The organism is Clostridium algidicarnis (assembly GCF_000703125.1).
GTDB classification, from domain to species: Bacteria; Bacillota; Clostridia; order Clostridiales; family Clostridiaceae; genus Clostridium_L; species Clostridium_L algidicarnis.
The window spans coordinates 1581793-1607212 of record NZ_JNLN01000001.1 but is presented as its reverse complement, the minus strand read 5'-3'; the positions used below and the strand labels follow the sequence as shown (position 1 = coordinate 1607212).

Genomic DNA, 25420 nt, shown 5'->3' with positions numbered 1-25420 from the left:
TTATTCCTCCTTAATTGGGAACAAAATTTCTGTAATATATTTATCCGGATTTCCCTTTAAAAGCATTCCAGGCCCTTTAATGAAAACTTCCCTAAACGGTGATTGCAATTTAAGGCTATGTTCCGCAGCGTATTTGTCTATTTCTCCGTAGGCTTTAAACATAGTTTCATAAGAACCGATATGCGTAACGCTAACTGCTTTGATACGGGGAATTTCTTTTACTTCAATTCCATTTCCTGAAGGTATTTCAGCAGTTGGTACACATAGATCCATTTCTCCCATTTTTGTTTCCGAGTTCATCACATAATAGCAGAAAAATGGTGCGCCGTTTGTTTTCCCTTTGATAGACTTAAAAACATTCGGGAAAACCTTATTTGCTTCAGTTGCAATTCCTTTGTACCGTAGAAAAGCAACGCGGATCGGTTCAATATCCCTGATTTCAATTTTGTATTCCATTAATTCAATTCTCCTTTTCTTTTTTTACCGCAATCCATACTTCGGAGTGCCCCTCCTGCGGTCTTTCTCTGCTAATCGGATAGACTTCAATATCCGGCAACTCTGCGTAAGTATACCCTGAGAATGGAAGCCACTCTGTGAGGAAACGTTTGAAAATGCTTTGAATAGATTCTTTGAAACGTCCGTCACTTTCAAAAATTACCCATGTGGCTGCCGGAATTTCATATTCAAACATCTCTTCTGGGGTAGGTTTATCGGTTGCCGCCGCAATGTAATAATAAATTTCGTCGGAGCTTTGGCATGCGGTAACTCCCAACACACCTTTCGGGGACTGGTTTGACAAATTGCAGATTTCTGGGAATTGGTTACGCTTTACTGCCTTGTTCCAGAAAGGCGGAACAAGTTTTTTGTTTTCTTTCATATCCAACGTTAATGGAATACGAATACCCACAATTCGCATAGCTTCTTTTTCTTCGACCCTATAGGACATAACATTACCTCCTGCAACTTTGACTGAAAATTTGATAGGAGGGTACGCATTAAGTACGCTCCCCTGTGTTTTTGCTAAAATCGGAGAAATTCCATGCACACTCTGAAATGCCCGGTTAAAGGATGTGGGGGAAGTATAGCCATATTTCAATGCAACATCCAAAACCTTCATATCTGTCGTCTGTAGATCAAATGCTGCTTGTGTCATCCTTCGATGTCGGATATATTCAGATAACGAAATACCGGCCACATAAGTAAACATCCGTTGAAAATAATAGGTGGAGCAACACGCAATTTTAGCGGCTTCTTCATAGGAAATCTCACTGGCTAAGTTGTTTTCAATGTAATCTATGGCATTACTTAAATTCTTTAGCCACTCCATTTCTTCACCTCCTTGTTTAAATAATACTACGACAAGTAAATTTAATCCTCGCTTTTGATGTCCTCTTTTGTAAACTTTACCTCAATAAAATTTTTATATCAACGTTATTCTATGACCTTATATAAGAATAGCTTTAGGTTAAGGTCAATGTGAAATATCAAGAATTAACAATTTCTAATAATTAATGTACACAATCATTGTCAGTACGTTCTCTTTTTCATTCATCCACTGTAAAATTTTATAGGAGGTGAACTGACAATGTAGAAATTACTGAACACATTCGGCCAGACCAGCAAGAATGCCCGACACGATGCCGGGCTAACGCAGGAAACTCTTGCCGAACAGGCGAGTGTCACCACACGGTACATAATGGCCATAGAAAATGAAAACAGACAGCCCAGCATGGAAGTGCTGTTTAAGATTATCCGAACATTAAAAATATCCGCAGACTTAATCTTTTTTCCTGAAATTCAACATACAGACAAGAAAAAAGAACACCTCATCCACATGATTCACTTGTGAGATGAAAGAGATTTGCAGATTGCAACAGCTACTATTAAGGCATTATTGGATACGAAATAGCTAAGAACCATCTTCTTCGGAGGATGGTTTTATCTATATACTTATATAATCTATTTGTTCTTTTTCTGTTGATAAATAAATTTCTTAGAGTGAGTTCTTCACTGCATGAGCCATGATGTCACATACCATATGCCACCAAGAAAGCAGACTGTCCCCTTGGTGGCTTGATATATCTTTTGCCTACTTCACTGTAAACAGTAGGCTGCTTTTACCACCATTTTCTCGCCATCTCTGCTCCTTGATAAAATGTCCAGACTATTCAAGGTCAGCAATTGCTCGCTGAACGATTCTGCGAGATAGCTTCAAATCTTTTGCAATTGTACCGATGGCTGGGTAACAAGTGTCATCCTTATTTGCTCTATCTTTCAGATACATATACACGGCGATTGCGCGATGAGGAATATCCTCTGCATAGAGGATAGATGTACACCTCCTGGGAAGTTCTTTAGAACCCATACCCGTAAGTTAGCATATCATTCCATCAGGTAGAATTCTATGTTTAGCTGGTTGGTTTTCCCTTTGGGAATTACCCGTTTCACAAACAAGGTTATAGACTGACTGATAGATTGGAAGCTCTATTCTATATCTCAAATAAATTTAAAGGAGATATGTACAAGAAGTCTTTTAGAATAAAGCATGATATTAATGGCTTCAACCACTTATTAAAAGAAATAAAGAAAGTGGAAGAAGAATTTAACATGAAAATCGCCATTTTCATGGAGTCCACTGGCGTGTACCACTTATCTCTTTTCCACTTTCTTAATAAAAACTTCGATAACACATTTGTTATCAATCCACCCATTACTAATGGTAACAAAAATGTTGATATAAGAAAAGTGAAAAATGATAAAAAAGATGCTTTATCTATTGCAAAGCTAGGAAAATTTCAAAATATAAAGCTTTCGCAAGGCGTTAGCCTAGATATTTTTCTATTAAAATCTCTGATTAGAGAGTATTACAAACTTACTGATACTTGTTCTATTTTTAAGAAAAAGTTATCTACTGATTTAAGAGTTATATTTCCTAATTACAGTACTGTTTTTTCAAGTGTAACATCAAATAGTTCTATTGCTATTTTGAGTGATTATCCAACTCCACAATCCATTTTAGATGCACCTAAAGATAAGATATTAGAAATTCTTATCAGTAAATCTAAAAAAGGATTATCAAGGTTTGATAAAGTTCTACTGAATATTAAAAATAATAGTGATTTTATTTCTAACGTAAAATCACTATTATTAAACTTCGCCTTTATTTTTATTACTAGTATATTTACAATATTTTATTTATTATTAGTTTTATTATTGTATTTATTTTTATTATTCTTATTGTCTTATGTCCTTACAAGGGGGTTATATCTTTTTATAAAGGGCTTATGAGGGGCTTGTTTTTTTGTATTTATTTAAGTTTGTTTAATATATTTTTGTGGTTTTTAGTATGGAAATCAACTAAAAAAGCACTTCATTAAATTTTATTTTAATGAAATGCTTGTACCTTGTAATTTACTGGACTCACTTGTTAATAACTGCAAAGTATTTACGAAGAAGTTTTTCTTCCTGTATAATTTAGGTTTAGGCCAATAAAAATTGATAACAAATTATAATAAGTGAAATAAAAAAGGTATATATAAATATTCTAAATGTAATTTCTTTAAAAAGTTTATTATCCTCAATATGTATACATATCATTGCAAAAAGTAATATGTATACTATTATCGAAACTATATATTGACCCATACCCCCTTTGTTAGACACGACGAACTCGTGCTATACTAAAAATGAAGGGTGGATGATTTTAGATGAATAAAAGTTATAGTGCTGAATTTAAAATGGAAGCAGTAAAGAGAGTAGAAAAAACAGGAGAACCAATGTCAAAAGTAGCTGCTGATTTAGGTGTTAAGTCTACCACAATGCAGGGATGGGTAAACAAGTATAGGAAATCTCCTAAGGCTCCATTTATAGGTAGTGGACACTTAAGCCCAGAAGATGAAAAATTTCATAAACTTGAAAAAGAAAATAGGGACCTCAAAGAGGAGAATGATATATTAAAAAAAGCGGCAGCCTACTTCGCGAGAAACCTCAAATAAAGAGATTTCTATTTATCAAGGCTAATCGCATGAACTACCATATAGCGAAGCTATGCATGGTCCTATCCGTTTCTAGGAGCAGCTACTATGCATGGGAGAAACGTCCGGAAAGTATGAGATCGAAAGCAAATAGTCTTCTATTAAAAGAAATTAGTGATATCCATGTCAAAAGCAAGAAAGTTTACGGTTCAACAAAAATTACGCGGATATTAAACGCCAAAAGCAAAACTCCTATTAATCATAAAAGAGTGGAACATATCATGAGTGAAAATGGCATAAAATCAAAGGTTTCAAAGAAATTTATAGCAACTACAAATTCTAATCATAAGCTTCCAGTTGCAGAAAATATCCTTAACCGTGACTTTTCTGTGGACAAACCTAATGAGAAAATGGTAAGTGATATCACCTATCTGTGGACAGATGAAGGATGGCTCTATATTGCTGGAATATTGGATTTATGTGGACAAAAAATTGTTGGATTGTCCATGAGTGAACGAATGACAAAGGAGTTAGTTATTAACGCGTTGAATTCAGCATATCTACGTGCTGGGAAGCCTTCAAACGTCATTTTACACTCGGATAGAGGTTCACAGTACTGTTCTTATGATTACCAAGATTTAATTAAAAAGTATGGTTTCACATGTAGCATGTCCCGAAAAGGCAACTGTTGGGATAATGCACCAATGGAATCTTTCTGGGGTAAATTAAAATGTGAATGGCTTTATGGTACCCACTTTAAAACCCGTGAAGAGGCCCGTGCAGCCGTATTTGAATATGTTGAGGTATTTTATAATCGGCAACGAATCCACGCTTCAAATGGATATGTTACACCTGAAGAATATTATAATAAAGCCAATCGAAAAGTTAACGTTGCATAAAATGAAATATTAAGTTATGCTACGAAAATAAGAGATAATACGAGTTTAGAGTGTCTATTTTATTGGGTAAGGGTCATATAGAGAGTAAGAAGGTAACCTAAACAATTCTGAAATTTTTCCTTCATCATTTAATAAAATCACGTTCTTATTAAATAATGACATAAATAAAATTAGTCCGCAATTAAAAAAACGGCTAATACTTGAAGTTAATGAAATGATATACCAATAAATTCTATTTTGTTTATCAATATAAGAAATAAAAAAAGCTATAACTGATAAACAAAAATTTAATAATGGTCCAAATAAAACTCCATAGAAACCTTTTTTCCCACCATACGTATAAGTTATTCCATATTTAAATGTAGCAGGTATTCCATCTATATAATATCCTAACCAATGAGCACTTTCATGTAATAATGGAATAAGTATTGCAAAAATAAGTATTAAAATTTTGTTTTTTCTATTCATAGATAACTCCTTAAAATTAAAGTTTAATTACATAATAACATATATTGTAAAAGTCTTCATCATGAGATACTATAAGGTTTGAGTCAAGTAAAAGTGGGCAACTATTTAATTTAACTTATCATCCATTATCTTACATGGCATATTTATATTGTCTACTAAGTTTTATGGAACTAAATCCTAAAAATCTTTCCATAGTCTACAAACCTTTGATCAAATCTCTTATCTTATCATTACCTAAGCCAAGTTCAAATGCAGTAAATTTAAGTTTAAACTTATATTTATATGAAGTATGGTTAATATATCCGCTTTCATTTTTAATATAAAAATTCGATAAAAAAAGCATTTCATTAAGTTTTACTTTAACGAAATACTTGTACCTGGTAATTTACTGGGCCCCTGAGGTAGTTAATCTATTAAAGTCTATTGAATTGTAAATTCAGTTCACCCTTACCTGAATTATCAACGTTCTCAAATGTTAAGGTCCACTCACCAGTTATTTTGTCAAAACTCTTCACTTCATTTAATGGTTCATCTGAATTAACTTCTCCACTCCATTGTATGTCTCCATTTGGATCTTTAAGTTCAAATGTAACTTTACCTTTAGTAAGAGTTAGATTTATTTCTAATTTCATTCCTTTAAAATCATCTTCAACATTATAACTATAGTTATCTTTAAATGCAAAGCCTTCCTTAATGTTGTAATTTGCTGAGCTCTGATTTTTTACTATGCAACCTGTAATTGAAAAGAGAAATACCCCCATTAAAATTATAAATGTTAACCATTTTTTCATTACAATCCCTCCTTTAAAAAAACAATATCATACTTATCTACATTTATATTATATAATTCATATACCAATATATCAATCAATAAGCTCATCTTTTAAATTCTACTTTTCCCAATTTTCATCTGTCATCACTCAAATTATCCTATGTTATCTATATTTTCTCCTATTTTCAAGTGTAAAAAACCGGTGTTTTCCCACTGATTTTTTACCTGATTTTGTCCTTCAACCACTATATTTTGTGTATAAACTCTACTTTTTCGCCTTCTAGGCACAATATATCACCAGGACTATACTCTCAGCAGTAGCTTTCTCCATTCTGAGTTTGTCTTTCAGACTCCTCATAATGGGAAAGCCTTGCATGGACATTCGTAAGTCTTACTTCGTCCCTACAGTCCTTGTAAGACTAACGACTGTCTCAACGTGACTTGTCTCGGAAAACATGTCTACTGGCTGTACTTCTTTTGCTTTGTAGTCCATTTCTTCTAAGATTTCTAGGTCTCTTGCGAGGGTTGATGGGTCACAGGATACGTAGACTATTCTTTTTGGTGACATGTGGGCTATGGCTTGTAGTAATTCTTTTGCGCAGCCTTTTCTTGGGGGATCTACTACTACAACCTCTGCTTTTATGCCTTTTTCTATAAGTTCTGGAATTACTGTTTCGGACTGTCCTACTATGAATTCTGTGTTATTAATTTCGTTGAGTTTTGCATTTTCCTTTGCATTTTCTATGGCTTCTTTTACTATTTCTACGCCGTATACCTTTTTTGCTTTTTGGGATAAAAACAGGGATATGGTTCCTGTACCACAGTAGGCATCGAATACTATTTCATCACCTTTTAAGTCTGCATATTCTAAGGCTTTTTTATAAAGTATTTCTGTTTGTATTGGATTTACTTGGAAGAATGATAACGGGGATATTTTAAACTTAAACTGGTCAATATAATCGCTTATATGATCTTCTCCAAATAAAACTATATTCTCTTCTCCAAGGACTACGTTTGTGAGTTTAGTATTTATATTTTGTATTATGGATTTTACTCCATCTATGTTATCCCTTATGAGTTTTATGAATTCTTCTTTATATGGAACTTCCTTTGTAGTTGTTACTAAAACTACCATGATTTCATTAGTTTTGAAGCCTTTTCTAACCATTATGTGTCTTACTATTCCTTTTAGATTAGAAGCTTTACTTTCTATTTCGTTATAAGGCTCTATACTATATTTATTCATCCACTGTCTTGTTATATCTACAGCTTTGTCTCCGCTTTCATCTTGGATGATGCATTTTTTCATATCTATTATGTTGTGGCTTCTTTGGGCATAAAATCCGATCTTTACATCACCTTTTTCACCGCCTACTGGTAATTGAACCTTATTTCTATATCTATAAGGACTAGCTGACCCTATAGTGTTATGTATTGTGGCATCTTTAATCTTTCCTATTCTTTCAATACAATCTTTGACTCTTTTTGTTTTAAACTCCAGCTGTGACTCATAGCTCATGTGTTGAAGATTGCATCCTCCACATTTACTATATATTTCACATAAAGGTTCTACCCTATCTTTTGATGGGGTTATTATATCTATAAGCTTTCCAAAAGCATAATTTTTGTTTAATTTTATTATTTTTATTTTAGTCTTTTCACCTTCTATGGCTCCTGGTATAAATATTGGGAAGGAATCAATCTTTGCTATGCCTTCTCCTTCGTATCCAGCTGAGACTATATCTACTATATATTCTTTGTTTTTTTCTATCAAGTACTTTCACCATCCATATCATATTTCTACTACTATTTATTATATCTTATATTTAAATTAGGGTATAGTTTTCATTTGAAATTAAGTTTAAAAATCGATCTTAAATCCGGAATTCTATTTACTTATTATTCCAACCTTGCATTTTTCAAATTAAAGCAAAAAAAAGCACCTTTTAAGGTGCTAAGTATAGAATCAGTTGCCATAACTCCATATTCGTGATTCATGATTATATCATTAATCATTGCCTCACATGTATAGAATATACCATTAATTAACTATTTATTTGTTAACTTTCTGTTAATCTTTGAAATATGCAAGTATTGCTGCATATTTAGGCTGGCACCTCTCTTATTTATGTGATTTTTAAGACCGTTTTACGTAATATGAATGTCATCCTTCAAAATGATTTTTTAATATATATACCGATAAGCTTATTAGTGCTAGAAATATTTAAAAGTAAATAAGCAACAAGTTATACCTTCTTTTTATTATCTGGTAAATGTATAAAAGGTTACACTTAACATAATACCTAAAAGGTGATTGTTAAACATTTGCAATTAAAATACACAACTTGACAAAAGTAGACAATAACTATAGAATAAATTTGTTAAATAATATATTATTAAACAGTATTTATAAATAAACAACAAAAACCTCATACATATATAACCAACAAAAACATATATTAGAAAAGGGGAATGTTTTATGGACAACCAGCAAAACTTTATAACAAAATTACAAAATGCAAACGTACACAATAAATTTTTAAAATTTGTATTCGCAATAAACATCCTTGTGGCATCATCACTTATATTTATTTGTATCAACTTGGCAAAATTAAATAAGGGTGCAAAGAATTTAGAAGAAATATTTCCAGGTTTACGTTCTATGATTAATTCTGCTTCTTCAGTGTTAAATATGCTTTACTTTATATTTATTATTAGTGTTGTAGCCATATCTTTAATGATAATAAACTACAGGCAACATAAAGAAAATCTAACTCGACCTGATATTCTTTTATCACTAGTATCTAACGGTTCCGTGATATTATTTTTTATCTTTAATTTTAAAACCATAAACGCTACTAGTAAGTTCCTTAAAAGTTTTAAATCAGGAAATTTCATGTCCACTTTACTTGATGCTCCAGATATATCATCTCTCCCTAATTTTAATAGTATCGTTGTAATAGGAGTAATGATTTTTATCGTAGATTTAATAGCCATTGCTTTGGGATACTTTAAACTATTCAAAAACAAAGATATATTAAATAACCTTAGTTTTTCTAATGTAGGTACTTCAGCTATGAAAATCAATAAAAAGATAGTGATACCAATAGTAGTTTTTGTTATCTCTATATCAGGGTATTTTGTGTATAAAAATTTTATCTACAAAAAGGATGTCGATTTGCTAAGCAATATTAATCTTAAATATGACGGCTTATCAGGCAAGGGGTCTGCTGTAATTGAAGGGACTCCTAAGACTACAGATGACCCAGAAATAAACAAATTTCTACAAACTGTACACTATAAGTTATCAAAAGATAATGGCCTTAAAAATGGAGATATAATCTCAATTACAGCAGACTTTGATTTGGATTTAATGAAAAAATATAATATTAAAGTTACCGAAATAAAAAAAGACCTTACGGTTGATGAACTAAACAAATTAGCAGTTGATATAAGCGAAATTCCTCAAAATATACTCGATAAGATAAAAAACGATAGACAAAAGGATATTGAATCCTCTCACTATAAAATAAAGAACTTTACAACTAAATCTGTAGATACATACTATAAGGTTTCAGATAATAATAACAATAATGGAAAGTCTATATCAATAATGTTCTTATATAATATAGAGTATGATGAGACCAAATCTAATGTTGAATTAATACACAAAGTAGATAATGTGGTAATGGGTGGAAACAATATTGTTTTAGATAAGGATAATAATTTAGTTAACTATGATTCTGCTCAAATACCCAACCTCTCTTCAGAAGAAGATTCTAAAGTTAGTATAAAGGTATTAGAGAATAAGGGATATTTAAAGATTCAGTAAGGAAAACATCTCTAGTTTCTAATTTAGATTACGCCCATATAGGGCACACAACAAAAGAAAGTGAGCATAACTAATAATTATGCTCACTTTCTTGTATAACATTATGGAATTAATAGGACCAGTCTTTCACCCTGATGGGTAATAGAAACATATGGATTCAAATTAAAAGTCCACCCTATAGGGATTTTTATTTATTATAATTAAGAAAATTAATATAAAAAAGAGTATTCGTAAAAAAATACTTACACTATGGTAAAAAGGTTTATATATAAGTATACTATCCTATGATATTAATCCACATCATATCTCTACTATATAAATATATATTATATCCGATGGCTACCATCCGTAACACCCCTATCCTCTTCAAGGTGGGGGATGACGGCTGCTACGCCCCTGGATAAGTTCTTCTAAGACTCAGATGGAGAGATGTATTCCTTATAAGCAAACTCCACCTGTGTCTAAGAATCACTTGATTATTCTACTACATGAACCTTCATCATATTAGTTGATCCTATATCATTTATAGGTATTCCAGCTGCCATTACAACTAAATCTCCTGTGTTAACAAAGCCTTCTTTTTTAACAAGTGCTATAGATTTTTCTATAAGTTCATCTGTACTTTCTGCTTTATGTGCTATTAAAGGGAATATGCCCCAGCTTAAGCAGAGCTTTCTTGCAACTCTTTCATAAGGAGTAACTGCTATTATTGGACATTGTGGTCTATATTTAGATACTGTCCTTGCTGTACTTCCACTTTGTGTTGCTGTAATAATTACTTTAGCATTTAATTCCATAGCTGTAGTAGTTGTAGCAAGACTAATAGCTGTAGAAATTGATGGCATATGCTCTAGTTTCTTTTTCATAAGTAATGTTTTAAAGTCTAATTGTTTTTCTGTCTCTAAAGCTATTCTTGACATGGTAGCTACTGATTCTACTGGGTACTTTCCATTTGCAGTTTCTCCACTAAGCATTATTGCATCTGTACCATCGAAAATTGCATTAGCAACATCAGAAGCTTCTGCCCTTGTAGGTCTTGGATTTCTTATCATAGAATCTAACATTTGTGTTGCTGTAATAACTGGTATTCCTTTTTTATTGCATTTTTGAATTATCATCTTTTGAACTACAGGTACCTTTTCTATAGGTATTTCTACACCAAGGTCTCCTCTAGCTACCATTATTCCATCGGAAACTTCGATAATTTCATTTATGTTGTCCACACCTTCTTGATTTTCTATTTTAGCAAATATAGATATATTCTCTCCACCTATTTGTTTTAATATATCTTTTATTTCTAAAACATCTGAAGCTTTTCTTATAAATGAAGCTGCTATAAGATCTACATCCATCTCCACTCCAAATTTCAAATCAGCAATATCCTTATCAGTAACTGATGGAAGCTTCATTGAAACTCCTGGAACATTTACACCTTTATGATTAGACACCACACCACTATTTACCACTGTACAATGGATTTTATTGTCCTCTACTGATTCTACTCTAAGACCTACTAGACCATCATCAATAAGTATAGAATCTCCTTTTTTTACGTCTTCCGCTAATTCATCATAGGTTACATAGCACTTTGTGTTATCACCAATAATTTCTTCTTTGCAATATATGGTGAATTTATCTCCTTCATTAAGTTGGATTGATTTAGCATTAAAATCTCCCGTTCTTATTTCTGGTCCTTTTGTATCTAACATTATAGCTATAGGCTCATTAAGCTTTTTGCTAAGCCTTTTTACAAGTTCTATTCTAGTTTTATGTTCTACATGATCTCCATGGGAAAAGTTATGTCTTGAAACACTCATTCCTGATTTAATTATTTCTGAAAGCACCTCTTCATTATCACTTCCCGGACCTATTGTGCATACGATCTTGGTTTTTCTCATAAAATACACTCCTTTAAATAATTTTAGTAAGTTATTAACTTTTCAATGTTTTTAATCAATATTTAGTTTGTATTAAGACAATACTTGAGCCATTTTATAAAGATCTTCATCAAATTTTCTTGGAATAGCTAGTGCTTCTTTAATATCTAGATCCACTACCTTTCCATCTCTAATACCTACAACTCTAGATGATCTTCCTTCCATTAATACCTCTACAGCTTTATATCCTAGCTTAGACGCAAGTACTCTATCAAAGGCCGTTGGACTTCCTCCCCTTTGTATATGTCCTAGTATTGTAGCTCTTGCTTCGATGCCTGTCATCTTTTCTACGTGTCTAGCTAATTCTTCTGCTCCACCTACACCTTCTGCAAGTAATATTAAGTTATGCATCTTTCCTTTTAATCTTCCTGATAAAATTGATTTGCACAGTTCATTTACATCAAATTCTTTTTCAGGTACTATTATACTTTCTGCTCCTCCTGCAATTCCTGCATTTAAAGCTATATCTCCACAGTTTCTTCCCATTACTTCTACTATAGAAACTCTTTCATGGGAAGTAGATGTATCTCTTAATTTATTTATGGCATCTAAAACTGTATTTGAAGCTGTATCAAATCCTATAGTATATTCTGTGTATGCTAAATCATTATCTATAGTTCCAGGCAATCCTACAGTGGATACACCAAGTTCTGAAAGAAGCTTAGCCCCCATAAAAGAGCCATCTCCTCCAATTACCACAAGCCCATCTATGCCAAAAACCTCAAGTACATTAGCTGCCTTTTTTCTTCCCTCTTCAGTTTTAAATTCTTCGCATCTTGCAGTTCTAAGCATAGTACCTCCTCTTTGGATTATATCTGATACCGAATGCCTATCCATTGTGAATATTTCACCGTTTATAAGTCCGCTGTACCCTCTGCTAATTCCCATTACCTCTATATCTTTTTCTATAGCTGTCCTAACTACAGCCCTTATAGCAGCATTCATTCCTGGTGCATCCCCACCACTTGTAAGTATGGCTATTTTCTTCATAATTATTCCTCCTATACCGGCAGGTCAATTTTAGTCCCGCCTAGGTTAAATTTGTACTCGTTTATTTTCTAGACTTTGTATAATAAAAATCAAAGTATACATAATTAGTGCTCATTTTATTTAATTAATGACAGATACTGACATGCAATTTAATAATATATAGGTACTACCATTAATATCTTCTCACCTTAATTTTACTGAATTATGTAGGTTTTTTCAACTCTTTCTTCAAAATATTTAGTATAATTCACAATACTCTTAGTGTATACATTTACATCCTAGTATATCTTGTGGATTCCTATAATTATTTGTTTATTTAAAGCGATTCTAATTTTATCTTAGAACCGCTTTAAAAATTTAGGAGATTATCCTTATTAGTATTTACTAAAATCTAAGGATTATGAATTTTTATTTTTAATATTTACTTTAATTAATCTCCAATTATTATTTAATTATTATTTAATTAATCCCCAAGTAATATTAAAGTAATTCCCAAATAATATTTAAGTGCTTTCTAAATAATATTTAAGCAATTTCTAAGTAATATTTAATTAATACTTAACTAATTTTTAAGTGATTTTAACCCTGTCTTCTCCAAACTTTTCTCTTAAAATCCCTACTATTTCAGTATCTAAATCCACCCAGGCATCTCTTGAAAGTCTAAATGAAGTTCTTTCCTTTGCTGCAAATAGGTATACTGGTGTATTTCCTTTAAATTTAAACATTATTATTTTTAAATCTTTTATTATATTTCTTGCTGTCTTCTCATCTTCTACCATTATATAAAGTTTTGAACTATCAACCTTTTCTAAGGGTATTATCTGCTCACAGATGATTTTAGGGTCTTCATCTTCATTCATTACAAGCCTTCCCTTTATAACTATTAGGCTATCCGCATCTATTAAAGATGATAACTTTTCATAGGCTTTAGGGAATACTATACATTCTATAACTCCAGTTAAATCCTCTAGTTTTATAAAGGCCATCATATCATTATTTCTTGTTATTTTTCTATTGAAATCTGAAATGATTCCACCTATTGCTACTCTATCCCCATCTTTTAAAGTATCCGCTATAATTTTATTTATATTAGAATCTTCAATGGACTCTAGTAAATCAACTGATGTATTTTCTATTATAGAATTTTCACCATAAGTTTCATCATAATCACTAAATATTTTAGCAATATTAGTAGAAGTCTGAAGGTTTAAGCTTTTTTCATATTCATCTAAAGGGTGTCCTGTAAGATATAATCCTGTCATTTCTTTTTCCATAGCTAATATATATTTTTTATCAAACTCTTTTATATTAGGATATTTTATTTGAAACTGCTCTTCTGTATTATCAAAGGTTGAAAAAAGGCTTACCTGACCTTCTATGTTCTTCTTTTTTTGATTAGAAATTCCATCTAACATTTTCTCATTTACTGCTAGCATTTGAGATCTAAAGGTCTTAAACCCATCAAAGGCTCCAGCTTTTATAAGACTTTCGGATGCTCTTTTATTAATGCTTGAAACCTCCATCTTATTGCAAAAATCATAAAGAGATATGAATCTACCCTTTTTCTCTCTAGATTCTACTATTCCATTTACTACATTTAATCCTACATTTTTTACAGAGCCTAGTCCAAATCTTATGGTATCTCCTTTAACAGTGAACTTACCATAGCTTTCATTTATATCTGGTGATAAAACTTGTATTCCAATACTTTCTGCAAATCTAATATACCCTGATACCTTTTCACTTATTCCCATAATACTATTTAACATGGCAGCAATATATTCCACAGGGTAATACTTCATAAAGTAAGCTGTTTGGTATCCAATTACAGCATAGGCCGCCGCGTGGGATTTATTAAATGCATAGGAAGCAAAATCCATCATTTGATCAAATATCTTATTTGCTGCTTCTTTTGAAATTCCGTTTCTTACGCAACCTGGTACTTCTATATTTCCCTTTTCATCTACTACACCGTTTATGAAGTTATGTCTTTCCTCTTCCATAACCTTATGTTTTTTCTTTGACATAGCTCTTCTAACTAAGTCACTTCGGCCCATGGAATATCCTGCAAGCTTTCTAACAATTTCCATAACCTGCTCTTGGTATACCATGACACCATAGGTTACATCAAGTATGCTCTCTAGTTCTGGTGTTTCGTAAACTAACTTTTCAGGGTTTTTCTTACTTTCTATATACCTAGGTATTTCTGCCATAGGCCCTGGTCTATAAAGACTTATTCCAGCTATTATATCCTCTAAAGAGTCTGGCCTTAGTTCCTTCATAAAGTTAGTCATTCCTGCTGATTCTAGCTGAAACACACCAACCGTTTTACCTTCACCTATCATTTTATATACTTCTTTGTCCTCAAATTCTAACTTATCTATGTCTATATGAATTCCTCTGTTGACCTTTATCATATCTACTGTATCTCTCATTACAGTAAGAGTTCTAAGTCCAAGAAAGTCCATTTTCAAAAGTCCAAGTTCCTCTAGAGTTCCCATGGTAAATTGTGTAACTATCATGTCTTCATTTTTTTGAAGTGGCACATAATTTACAAGAGGCTGTGATGCTATAACTACACCTGCAGCATGAGTAGATGAATGTCTTGGAAGTCCTTCAAGGCTTCTACTTACATCTATTAATTCCTTTACTCTTATATCGCCATCATAAGCATTTTTAAGTTCTTGGTTTAATTCTAAGGCCTTATCTATGGTTATATTAAGCACGGTAGGTATCATCTTAGCAATCTTATCTACCTCTTGATAGGAATAGCTCATAGCCCTTCCTACGTCTCTTATACAAGCCCTCGCTGCCATAGTTCCAAAGGTTATTATCTGAGACACATTGTCCTTGCCATACTTATCCACTACATAATCAATTATATCCTGACGCCTTTCATAACAAAAATCGGAATCAATATCTGGCATTGAGATTCTTTCTGGATTTAGAAATCTTTCAAAAATCAATCCATACCTTATTGGATCTATCTTTGTTATGCCAAGGGTGTATGCAACTAGCGACCCTGCAGCAGAACCTCTTCCAGGGCCTGTTGGAATACTATTTTCCACAGCAAATCTTATAAAGTCCCAAACTATTAAAAAGTAATCTATATAACCCATCTGATTTATTACCTGAAGTTCATAGTCAAGTCTTTCCACATATTCTTTTGCCTTTTTAGATTCCTCTGCTATTTCATAAATTCTTTCTAAACTAAAATTTTCTCCTTCTGTTTCACTAAATACCTCATATCTAGAAGCAAGGCCCTTGTAACAGGTTTCTTTTAGATATTCAAAGGGATCTATTCCTTCTTCTAGTGGAAATTTAGGTAGCTTAGATTTATGAAATTCATAATCAAAATTACACTGATCAGCAATTTTAACTGTGTTTTCTAAGGCTTCTTTTATATAGGCAAATTCCCTCCACATTTCCTCTGGAGACTTTAAATAAAACTGATCTGAAGGATATCTCATTCTATTTTCTTCTTGTATTGTTTTTGCAGTTTGTATGCAAAGTAATACATCATGCGACTTTGAGTCTTCTTTATTTATATAATGAACATCATTTGTAGCTACTAAAGGAATATTTAATTCTTTAGACATTTCAATTAATTCCTTATTCACCTTTCTTTGATCCTCTATCCCATGATACTGAAGCTCTAAATAAAACCCATCTTTAAATGTTTCTTTATAAAAAAGTGCTGTTTTTACAGCTTTTGCTTTATTTTCTCTTAATATATAAGACTGAACTTCTCCTCCAAGGCATGCACTTAATGCTATAAGTCCTTCGCTATGTGTTTTTAGGTAATCATGATCTATTCGAGGCTTATAATAAAAACCTTCTATAGATGCCTTAGATACTATCTTCATTAAGTTTTCATAACCTACTTCATTTTTCACAAGCAGCACTAGGTGATGAGTTTCATTTTCTTCATCAGCCTGCTTTAAGCTTAGAGATTTAGCTACTACATATACTTCGCAACCTAAAATAGGTTTAATTCCAGCATCCTTTGCTGCCTTATAAAACTCAACGCAGCCATACATAACTCCATGATCAGTTATAGCTATACTTTCCATACCTAGCTCTTTAGCCTTTTCTATTATATTAGGTATCTTCCCTGATCCATCTAAAAGGCTGTACCCAGTATGCAAATGAAGATGACAAAACTGCTTTTTAATGGAGCCTTCATTATGTTTTTCTTTGCTCTTTTCTAATGAATCCTCTGTATCATTTTCTTCTAAAATTGAATAATCCAAAAATTTAATCCCCTTTCCAAAGAGATTTATTCATATTAATTATACCCTTAATAACTTTTAATGTACATGGAATGAAGTCAGAAGACTACACACCCTAAATAAATATTTAAATTTTCCACCTTTAAAATATAGGTTAATATTGTGCATTTCACAAATCCTTCCATACTATATATTAAACACCTCTAGACTAATAAAAATATTAATCTAGAGGCGTTTTTGTGATTTTATTTAATTATAATGATTAAGTCTTAAGCACTCTACCTTTACTTTGTTATATATAAACTTAAAGTATATTATTTAAAGTATTTTTAGAATATATTATCTTATTAAATTTAAGAATGACTCACCGTTTTCAGGTCTATCTACCTTTAAAAAGTCAGCTACAGTAGCTCCCACATCGGATAAGGTCTTTCTTGTACCTAAATTAGCATTCTTTACATTCTTACCATAAATAAGCAAAGGCACACATTCTCTTGTGTGTTTACTATGACCTACAGTTGGGTCATTTCCATGGTCTGCCATAATTAATAATATATCGTCATCCTTTAATTTTTCTATAATCTTATCTATATATTTATCAGCTATAGATAATTTTTCTGCATATCTTTCTACATTTTCTGCATGTCCACTTAAATCTGTTTCTTGAACATTAGTGCATATAAATCCTGTATCTATTTTATCCATTTCATCTAAGGTGAGCTGAAGAACTTCTGCTGTATCTACCCAGGATATGCTTTTTCCTTTTTCATTAATTACAACATCTGCAACCTTCCCAAGTAATGTAACATCTATGGAAGCTTCACCTAAAATAGTTGGTACTTGAACATTTGGATCTACTCCATAACCTAAATGTCTACATTGATATCCTTTATTATAAACTCCAGACTTAGGTGCATTAACACCAATAAATCCATTTGGCTTCTCTTCGATAGCATTTAATATATCTTCTTTTGTTATGTCTTCTCCACCAAAAGTTATAACTCTTGGAATCATAACTACACTTCTAACTAATTTACCTACCTTTAAAACTTCACTAAAAGGCATAAGTTCTAAAGATGCTGTAACATTTATTGCTTGACCTAGGTCTGTTTCTATATTATCAGCTACAGTAAGGGCACCATTTACCATAAGAAGTTTTGCCTCTTTTCCTTCTATATACTCCACATCATAGCCTTCTTTTTTAAGAAGGTTATATACCTCATCAATATATTTAGAAAAAGGTTCTCTTAATGGTTTCATAGGTTTTGTTCCCATTATTTCTTGGTGTCCAAAGAATGTATCCGCTCCAAAATGAGTTAATTCTGCCTTACCAAAGGTTGCCCCCTTAGCAAATTTCATAAGTCCAATCTCTTCACCTAAAGCATTCATAAGTCCTAGTCTTTCTAGAGTCTTAAGCTTTAAATTTGGAGAGTTTTCTAATATATGTTTGCAAGTATTTGATCCCATATCTTGCGGTCTTACAACACTAACATCCTTCATATATCCTACACCAAATCCATCCAAAACTATAACCATAAATTTACCCAACACTGTCACCCCTTCATCTTTTATTTAAAGATTTATTTTTCATAAGTTTATTTAATATTTTCTGTTCTAAAATTATAAGTTTATCTGCCCTTTTCTAATTCAAAGCTATAATTTTATCTAGTTTTTCTTCCTTGAGAATCATAAAGCCCAATAAGTTCTGGCTTTCCATCTCTTATTCCTTTAACTATGGCAACATCACTGCGTGTTACGAATATTTGTGTTCTAAAAGCCATAATTACAGTATCTGAAACCTTTGTATTTTCTTTTAGTGTAAAATAGTAATCTATACTTTCTAAACTTGGTTCTTCTACATCTATTAATTTACCATTATCTATATCTGTTCCAACTAAAGCCTTTTTTAAGTTAGATCTTCTGTAATATCCTCCTCCATAACAATAACTATTTGAATTTAAGTTATGAGAAACTTCACTTACATAAACCATTGCAGGCTTTTCATAGTTATCATGATCACCATGAAATGGCGTAGTACCTGTAAATCCATGTCCAGGCTCTCCATGTGTTCCCCCAAAGGATTTTATAAGCTTCATACTTTCAGTACAATTAGCTGAAGGAAGATTTACCTCTTCTATATTAATATCCATATCTTTTAATATATCTTTTGCCTTTAATACAGTTTTCAAATTATGAGTATCTTTTATTTTCTTTTCTTTGCTATCATATAAAAAACAAGGAAATGAGGTTAGTCCATAAATCACTATATTGGGTAAACTTCTAAGTTCATCTACAACCTTTTCTAAATCCTTTAAATAAAAACCACCATATTGAGCGGGATATAACATATCTTCATCATCAATAACTCTTAAAGTAATATTTTGCTTTACATTAAGTTTTACTGCTGCCTTAGATATTTCTTTAGCCTTTTCAATAGAGTAAATAGATATAGTTTGTGGCCCTGCAGAAACTATAAGTTCCACATCATTTTTAGGTATTTGTACTAAATGTCCTACATGACCAAGTTTAATACCATTTTCGATATGAATCTTGGCATCTTTATAATCTACAGCCACAGCCCCTTCAAACCCCATATCCATTAAAGCCTTACAAATTAAAGGATTCCTACCTATTTGTTTTCCCATAAAATATAGCTTTATTCCGTACTTATCTGCTTCCGTTTTCATCATCCTTGCATTTTCTAAGATCATATCATAATCTAATACATAGGTATCAGGTGATATAACGCCTTCTTGATGAAGATAAAATGCAGCTTTTATTAGGTTAGGGTTTCTATCTATAGTCTTTTCTAAAAACATAACATCATTCCTCTTCCTTACAATATTTCATAAGCAGTTTTAACACTTTCCTTAAGTATTCTAATAACAGTATCTGCTCCACTTCTCATAGGATTAATTCTTATCATTCTTTTTTCAAGAGTAGGGTCTGCCTTCCTAAAAGTTCCTGAAATCCTATATATCATTGGAACCATTTCATATTTTGACTCAGCTCCTACTGGATTTGGCGCTGCCCCTAGCTTTTCTGATTCCTCTAATACAATATTTGCAATTTCTTTTTCGAATTCTACTAACAAGACCTTTGATTGAGCATTAGCTAAAAAGGCATTTTTAACCCCTTTAACTTCTCCGTTTTTTAGTCTTTCAACCAGCTCTTCATTTACTTCAGCTTGAATAGCTAAAGACACTGGAGCATATACAAGCCCTCTTAATACTTCCATAGCTTCAAATCCTTGTACCTGACTTCCACCTGAATAGTTTAAAGAAACCACTTTTTCAATTAAATCAGCTTTTCCAACTAAAATCCCTACACCTTCTGGTCCTAAAAGTTTAAAGGATGAAAATCCAGATAAATCAGCACCAAGTTGTGTACCTATTTTATCTACCTTCATTACCGCATAATTATCATCAGTTATAATTTTTATATTTTCATTATGCTGTTTTATAAGAGTTATTATCTCTCCAATATCATAGCTATCCTCTAACTTTTGCCTTGTATACTGTACTAATGCTCCATCTAATTTGCTTTTTAATAACACCTTTTTAACTTCATCTATATTATTAAAATCAGCCTTTATAGTTTTTATTCCCATAGTATTTAATGTAACTTCCGTAGTAGGATATATGGGAGCATCATGGACAAGTATACTATCTCCAGGTTTTAAAAAGCTTATAATACCCCATCTTAAAGCACCTGTTCCAGCTCCCCTTACTAAAGTTGCAGCTTCAGCATTAAAAAACTCTGCCAAAACCTTCTCCGACTTTTTTGTAAATGAAGGTTTATTTAATCCCTTAACTACACCAAGGTCACCAAGGCTTAACACCTCTGAACCATTAAAGTATTTAGTTATGGTATCTATCATCTTAAATTGCATCTTTTTTGCTTCGTCTATTCCTATAGACTTTAAAGGATAAGTATTCATAAAGATTCTCCTATCTAAAGCTTAATTTAAAATTCTTACTATGTTCTTTTCTGTAATAGTTTTTATATCATTTTTTGAAATACCACTTTCCAAAAGTCTTGGTATAAAATTATCTAATAAATAAGAATAACCTATACCACCTCTACCTTTTAGATTAGATTTTCTTGTAATGTCCATAGACATAAGTACCTTATCACTAAGTCCTCTTTTACATATTTCTTTAAGCATATCTATTCTAACACCATCAGGCTTATAATTTTCTTTTCCAATTGTATCAAAGGCAACATTTGCTCCCTTGTCTATAAGTCTTAATATATAATCTATATCTCCTGTTAAGTCCACATGACTTATTATTAGTTTTTCTATATCCATACCATGAGCTTTTAACAATTCAATTTGTTCTAGTCCTAAAGTCCCTAAAGTCGTATGCGTTATTATAGTCTTTCCTGTTTCAACATGAGCCAAAGCCCCTGCAATAAATACCTTTTTCTCTGCTTCTTCTATAATATTGTTACTTGTTCCTATTTCTCCTATAATATCTGCTTTTATATCACTGCCATCAATTCCATTCACTATTTCATCAATCATAATTTTAGACAATTCTTTAGCTGATAAATCATAAACTTCCTTCGGGAAAAATGGAACCTTATAATATCCTGTAGAACATAATATATTCATATTAGTTTCTTTAGCTACGGACTTTATATAATCTATATCTCTACCCATGCCTCTATTAGTTACCTCTACTATGTTTCTAACACCCTTTTTATAAAGGTCCTTAAATTCTTCTACAGTTTCATCAAATGCATTAAGATTACAGTCATCGTTTTGTTTTACTCCAGATAAATCTAACCTTACATGTTCATGAGAATAGGTTATTCCTTCAACTAGTTTCATAAAATTCACTCCCTTCTTAAATTGATGTCCCAATACCTTAAAGATATTGAGACATCTAAAGTTTTAATTTTTAATGTTTAATCTTTCATATCTCATATCTGAGTTAAATTTCAAATAAATAATTTATCTATCTAAACTTAGACCTATTTCAGTACTGGTGGAAGGTATAGCCCAACTACAAATAATATGTTAATTAGTATACCTACTAAAATTGCTCCCATAGGACCAACTGCCATATCTACAATAGGTTTCTTTGAAGTTTTGTTAAGTACATAAAGTCCTATAACAACGAATAATCCAAGTCCTGGCGCCATAGCATTTGCTGCCATAAGTCCACCTACAAGCAATGCAACTTCAAGCACCTTACTCATGGATGTTCTTATATTATCTCCACACTTTTTAACTCCTGGGAACTTATCTAAGAATCTTGCAAGTACATCTAAGAATAATATTTCTAAAGACATTACTCCTGCACCTAATATGAAGGATAATAAAGGATTTTTTACAAGTAATCCAATTACAAATACAAAGGTCATTCCAGCAGGAGCATACACTCCTGTAGTTATTGCTGTTGTTGCTACTAGTGGTATAAATCCAATTCCTCTTGCAAAAGCTGTCATAGCTGCTTCTACATTTTTACCTTCTTTAAGTAAGTTTAATGATATAGGGTCTCCTGCAACCATAGAAAGGCTAGTAGCTGCTGAAATAAGTCCACCCATTACTGCAAGTATAGGTAAATTCTTTTTGATCTTTTTAACTCTTTCCGCAAATATGGATACAAGGTCCACCTTTGGTGCATTAGGATCTGGTTTTTCTTTCATTGCAAATACAAGCATTATAATCATACCTGCAAGTAAAGCCATTCCTTCTTGATCTATCTTAATTGTTGCTCCATTCCATTGGAACTTTCCATAATATAATGTTATTTGTCTAACTAAAAATGAAATACATAATGTAATGATACCTTTTTTAAATCCAAATTGATAAGCTACAACTAAAGCTGGGAATACAGCAAATGCTGCAACAACTGGTGCTCCAACTTGTCCTAGTTGAGGCAAGAAATTAATTGGTAATTTAGCAAATAAATCTACAATAGCTTGAAGTCCGCTAACAAGACCTAAACCATATAAAGCTCCTATAACTCCTGACATTATGATACCTTTTTTACCACTTGGGCACCAACTTCCGATGATGTCTGTTCCTAGTAATATACTGTGTATTAAAATAATAGAAGCTGCTATAGAAACTGGTATACCAAATCCTATAACTAGTCCAAAGCTTAAGGCAAAAGATGTAGCTGCTAAAGCCTTTTTATCCATCCTTCCTTCTAAGTATTCTGGGACTACGGGTCTTAACCCATCATTAAACACTGCAACTCCCATGTTTGAAAGTATAGCTGCAAGAGCCCCTAAAAGTGCTATAATTACAAATTTCATGTAAAACCCTCCTATTTTTTATATTTTTATATAATGTCTGATATTTAAAATTAGATTTAATTCAGATTTAATATTGGTTTTAATACTAAACTTAATACGGAATTTAATATCAGACTTAATATCATATTTTTAACCTTCTAGTATTTTGTTAACTATGATTGGAATAACTGTATCTGCATGTTGTGGTGTAAATCCAAATGCCTTTTTCCCTGCTTCAATTTCACTTATGATTGCTTCTTTACTTTTTATATTTCCTGGCATTGAAACTGTAGCACAAAGTCCCATACCTAAAAGTGCTATAGCCATAGCTAAAGCTCCACCGCCACCAGTATTGCAAGCTCCTAAATAATAATCTGCTTCTCCTGTTTTAATTGCCATAGCCGCTTCTATATCAGATTTAATCTCTATAGTCGCTCTATCCCCTGCAACCTTTCTAGTTATTTCTGCTACCATATCTTTGTCTAATTGCCCACCTATAACTATTTTAATCATTATTACACATCCTTTATTATATTTTCTTCAGTATTTTCATTAGTATCTTCATTATGTAGTAAACTACATAAATGCATTATTATAAATCCTTTTTCATTGTCATTAATACTTTTTTCGATGGTTACTTCCATATCCTTAAATATTGCTTCTGCCTTTTTATAATTTTTATCTTCCCTTATTTCCTCATACATAATTTCCTCTATAGGATTCACAGTTTCACCCATCTTTATTCTTTTAAAAGAAATAGCTAAATGAGTTATTAACATTGATGCATTTTCTTCTGTTAGTTTTATGTTGTATTTTTCATCAAACATATCTATTATCTTTATTATATCTCCATGTATGTTTTGGTCTATTTGCCCAGCATCTTTTAAGATAACTAGTCTTGTCATTAAATTCATTTTCCATCCCCCCGAAACTTTTCCAATATACATAATTTTGTACATTGAGTTTAAAAAATATCTTTAGATTATTATTATATAAAAGCTTTTTAATAATTTGGTATGATTTTTTCCTGTACAACTGAGTTTTGATATTTTATGATTTCTTCTTTGTTTAAAAATTTCAGTATTAAATTTCTCATTTCTTCTCTATCTTTGTGTATAACTAAAACTGCTTGTGTATTTTTTCCACCATAATCTTCCGATACTACTTTATATTTAACATCTAGCTTCTTATCTCTTATTTCATCAATGGTAGATATAGATGCATCAATTGTTCCGTTTATTAAATTGCTTATTATTTGGCTATATAATAAATGAACTAACTCTACCTTTTTACCAGCACATTCTTTTAGTGTCATTATCTCATGATCTAATGAAGATGTATCTATTCCAACCCTCATACCATCTTTTATTTCAGAGCCGAAGTTTTTGTTAAATGCCAGTACATGGTTATCAACAAAGGAGTTTGTACCAAAGTTTACTGCTATTTGTATAGGTTCGCCCTTTTCAATATAATGTTCTGCTGCAAGACAAGACATAACTGCAAAATCATATCTACCTTCTTCTAGAGAATCTAATCTATTTCTAGCTCCCCTCATATATGCAAGGTTTACTGGAAACTTCTTTGCAAATGAGCTTTTATAAATACCTGTAGCAAGGCCTTCATATCTTTTTGAATAAGGAAGTGGCATAACTCCAAGTATACTTTTTATGTCTGCTACTTCTAGAAGTTTTGTATAATCTATATATGTTATAAAAGTTCCAAGATGTCCTCTAGATTCAAAAGATATAGCCTTATATTCTTGTAAAAACTTAATAGCTGATTGAACTGTCCCTCTAGCTGTATTATATCTTTCAGTAAATGTAGCTACAGTGTCTATTCTATCTCCCACATCCTTTGATACAAATTCCTTAGCTAAGGTCATAGCCACATATCCATTCTTTTGCATTAACTTCTCTTTTAAATTCATATTATTTCTCCATGTCAATATACACTTTTTTGTACTTTGTATCTTTATAATATCACATTATAAAACCCTTTTCAACGGTAATTTATAAATTTAATTATTGTTAACTTAAAAAGATACCCTTATATCATAAATATGGT

Annotated in this window: 18 protein-coding genes and 3 pseudogenes; 4 read left to right on the top strand and 17 right to left on the bottom strand. The window is 31.8% G+C overall.

The features are described 5' to 3' along the window. Both BV55_RS0107805 and BV55_RS0107800 read right to left on the bottom strand, forming a co-directional pair. Positions 1–456 carry a GyrI-like domain-containing protein gene (locus BV55_RS0107805; RefSeq protein ID WP_029452272.1) on the bottom strand — a complete coding sequence of 152 codons (456 nt, stop codon included), beginning with the start codon at positions 454–456 and terminating at the stop codon, positions 1–3. A gap of 4 nt (positions 457–460) precedes the next feature. Next, a complete protein-coding gene (locus BV55_RS0107800; protein ID WP_029452271.1) occupies positions 461–1327 on the bottom strand; it encodes an AraC family transcriptional regulator in 867 nt (288 codons plus the stop codon). Positions 1328–1597: 270 nt separating this feature from the next. Here BV55_RS0107800 and BV55_RS15340 point away from each other — a divergent pair, with 270 nt between their 5' ends. Continuing rightward, positions 1598–1849: a helix-turn-helix transcriptional regulator gene (locus BV55_RS15340; RefSeq protein ID WP_242850889.1), complete on the top strand. Its 252-nt coding sequence runs from the start codon at positions 1598–1600 to the stop codon at positions 1847–1849. A 240-nt stretch (positions 1850–2089) separates the two neighbouring features. Here BV55_RS15340 and BV55_RS15335 read toward each other — a convergent pair. Further along, positions 2090–2365 (bottom strand): annotated as a pseudogene (locus BV55_RS15335) (helix-turn-helix domain-containing protein). A 146-nt stretch (positions 2366–2511) separates the two neighbouring features. Between BV55_RS15335 and BV55_RS14880 the strand changes: the two are divergent. Together BV55_RS14880 and BV55_RS0107785 are read left to right on the top strand one after the other, a co-directional pair. Next, positions 2512–3093, top strand: a pseudogene (locus BV55_RS14880) (IS110 family transposase); the annotation flags it as partial. A 614-nt stretch (positions 3094–3707) separates the two neighbouring features. Next, positions 3708–4873 (top strand): IS3 family transposase gene (locus tag BV55_RS0107785; RefSeq protein ID WP_423752101.1). Its coding sequence is split into 2 segments (ribosomal slippage): positions 3708–3966 and positions 3966–4873, totalling 1167 coding nucleotides; the frame shifts between segments, so codons are not numbered across the junction. A 54-nt stretch (positions 4874–4927) separates the two neighbouring features. Here BV55_RS0107785 and BV55_RS0107780 read toward each other — a convergent pair. The 3 genes from BV55_RS0107780 to rlmD form a co-directional block, all read right to left on the bottom strand. Continuing rightward, on the bottom strand, positions 4928–5341 hold the full coding sequence (locus tag BV55_RS0107780) for a hypothetical protein (protein WP_029452269.1): 414 nt from the start codon (positions 5339–5341) through the stop codon (positions 4928–4930). A 413-nt stretch (positions 5342–5754) separates the two neighbouring features. Further along, positions 5755–6132 carry a hypothetical protein gene (locus BV55_RS0107775; RefSeq protein WP_029452268.1) on the bottom strand — a complete coding sequence of 126 codons (378 nt, stop codon included), beginning with the start codon at positions 6130–6132 and terminating at the stop codon, positions 5755–5757. A 372-nt stretch (positions 6133–6504) separates the two neighbouring features. Continuing rightward, the gene (gene rlmD, locus BV55_RS0107760; RefSeq protein ID WP_029452267.1) at positions 6505–7887 is read right to left on the bottom strand and encodes a 23S rRNA (uracil(1939)-C(5))-methyltransferase RlmD; all 1383 of its coding nucleotides are present in this window, start codon (positions 7885–7887) and stop codon (positions 6505–6507) included. Positions 7888–8592: 705 nt separating this feature from the next. Here rlmD and BV55_RS0107755 point away from each other — a divergent pair. Beyond that, positions 8593–9945, top strand: coding sequence for a hypothetical protein (locus BV55_RS0107755; RefSeq protein ID WP_029452266.1), 1353 nt, complete (start codon positions 8593–8595; stop codon positions 9943–9945). 482 nt (positions 9946–10427) lie between these two features. On the opposite strand, the pseudogene pyk reads toward BV55_RS0107755, so the two are convergent. From pyk to yhfZ, 11 genes and pseudogenes are all read right to left on the bottom strand, one after another. After that, positions 10428–11843, bottom strand: a pseudogene (gene pyk / locus BV55_RS0107750) (pyruvate kinase); the annotation flags it as partial. A 72-nt stretch (positions 11844–11915) separates the two neighbouring features. Further along, positions 11916–12872: a 6-phosphofructokinase gene (pfkA, locus tag BV55_RS0107745; RefSeq protein ID WP_029452264.1), complete on the bottom strand. Its 957-nt coding sequence runs from the start codon at positions 12870–12872 to the stop codon at positions 11916–11918. Between the two features lie 569 nt (positions 12873–13441). Beyond that, complete coding sequence (locus BV55_RS0107740; protein ID WP_029452263.1) at positions 13442–17047, bottom strand: DNA polymerase III subunit alpha; 3606 nt, start codon at positions 17045–17047, stop codon at positions 13442–13444. Between the two features lie 396 nt (positions 17048–17443). Continuing rightward, a complete protein-coding gene (locus tag BV55_RS0107735) occupies positions 17444–18652 on the bottom strand; it encodes a phosphopentomutase (protein ID WP_029452262.1) in 1209 nt (402 codons plus the stop codon). A gap of 113 nt (positions 18653–18765) precedes the next feature. Further along, entirely contained in the window at positions 18766–19923 is a 1158-nt protein-coding gene (locus tag BV55_RS0107730; protein ID WP_029452261.1) for a YhfX family PLP-dependent enzyme, read from the bottom strand. A 17-nt stretch (positions 19924–19940) separates the two neighbouring features. Further along, positions 19941–21044 (bottom strand): aminotransferase class V-fold PLP-dependent enzyme, encoded by a 1104-nt coding sequence (locus BV55_RS0107725; RefSeq protein ID WP_029452260.1) that lies wholly within the window; start codon positions 21042–21044, stop codon positions 19941–19943. 21 nt (positions 21045–21065) lie between these two features. Then, on the bottom strand, positions 21066–21941 hold the full coding sequence (locus BV55_RS0107720; protein WP_029452259.1) for a phosphotriesterase family protein: 876 nt from the start codon (positions 21939–21941) through the stop codon (positions 21066–21068). A 143-nt stretch (positions 21942–22084) separates the two neighbouring features. Next, a complete protein-coding gene (locus BV55_RS0107715; protein ID WP_029452258.1) occupies positions 22085–23377 on the bottom strand; it encodes a YhfT family protein in 1293 nt (430 codons plus the stop codon). A gap of 129 nt (positions 23378–23506) precedes the next feature. Next, on the bottom strand, positions 23507–23869 hold the full coding sequence (locus BV55_RS0107710) for a DUF2620 domain-containing protein (protein WP_029452257.1): 363 nt from the start codon (positions 23867–23869) through the stop codon (positions 23507–23509). A 2-nt stretch (positions 23870–23871) separates the two neighbouring features. Beyond that, entirely contained in the window at positions 23872–24270 is a 399-nt protein-coding gene (locus BV55_RS0107705) for a PRD domain-containing protein (RefSeq protein WP_051652449.1), read from the bottom strand. Positions 24271–24359: 89 nt separating this feature from the next. Next, on the bottom strand, positions 24360–25283 hold the full coding sequence (gene yhfZ, locus BV55_RS0107700; RefSeq protein WP_029452255.1) for a GntR family transcriptional regulator YhfZ: 924 nt from the start codon (positions 25281–25283) through the stop codon (positions 24360–24362). Positions 25284–25420: the final 137 nt, after the last annotated feature.

Excerpts from the sequence above, each read along its gene's own strand:
- BV55_RS0107805 (WP_029452272.1), bottom strand. The coding sequence starts at position 456 with ATGGAATACAAAATTGAAATCAGGGATATTGAACCGATCCGCGTTGCT.
- BV55_RS0107800 (WP_029452271.1), bottom strand. The coding sequence starts at position 1,327 with ATGGAGTGGCTAAAGAATTTAAGTAATGCCATAGATTACATTGAAAAC.
- BV55_RS0107780 (WP_029452269.1), bottom strand. The coding sequence starts at position 5,341 with ATGAATAGAAAAAACAAAATTTTAATACTTATTTTTGCAATACTTATT.
- BV55_RS0107775 (WP_029452268.1), bottom strand. The coding sequence starts at position 6,132 with ATGAAAAAATGGTTAACATTTATAATTTTAATGGGGGTATTTCTCTTT.
- BV55_RS0107755 (WP_029452266.1), top strand. The coding sequence starts at position 8,593 with ATGGACAACCAGCAAAACTTTATAACAAAATTACAAAATGCAAACGTA.
- pfkA (WP_029452264.1), bottom strand. The coding sequence starts at position 12,872 with ATGAAGAAAATAGCCATACTTACAAGTGGTGGGGATGCACCAGGAATG.
- BV55_RS0107730 (WP_029452261.1), bottom strand. The coding sequence starts at position 19,923 with ATGTTTTTAGAAAAGACTATAGATAGAAACCCTAACCTAATAAAAGCT.
- BV55_RS0107725 (WP_029452260.1), bottom strand. The coding sequence starts at position 21,044 with ATGAATACTTATCCTTTAAAGTCTATAGGAATAGACGAAGCAAAAAAG.
- BV55_RS0107720 (WP_029452259.1), bottom strand. The coding sequence starts at position 21,941 with ATGAAACTAGTTGAAGGAATAACCTATTCTCATGAACATGTAAGGTTA.
- BV55_RS0107715 (WP_029452258.1), bottom strand. The coding sequence starts at position 23,377 with ATGAAATTTGTAATTATAGCACTTTTAGGGGCTCTTGCAGCTATACTT.
- BV55_RS0107710 (WP_029452257.1), bottom strand. The coding sequence starts at position 23,869 with ATGATTAAAATAGTTATAGGTGGGCAATTAGACAAAGATATGGTAGCA.
- BV55_RS0107705 (WP_051652449.1), bottom strand. The coding sequence starts at position 24,270 with ATGAATTTAATGACAAGACTAGTTATCTTAAAAGATGCTGGGCAAATA.
- yhfZ (WP_029452255.1), bottom strand. The coding sequence starts at position 25,283 with ATGAATTTAAAAGAGAAGTTAATGCAAAAGAATGGATATGTGGCTATG.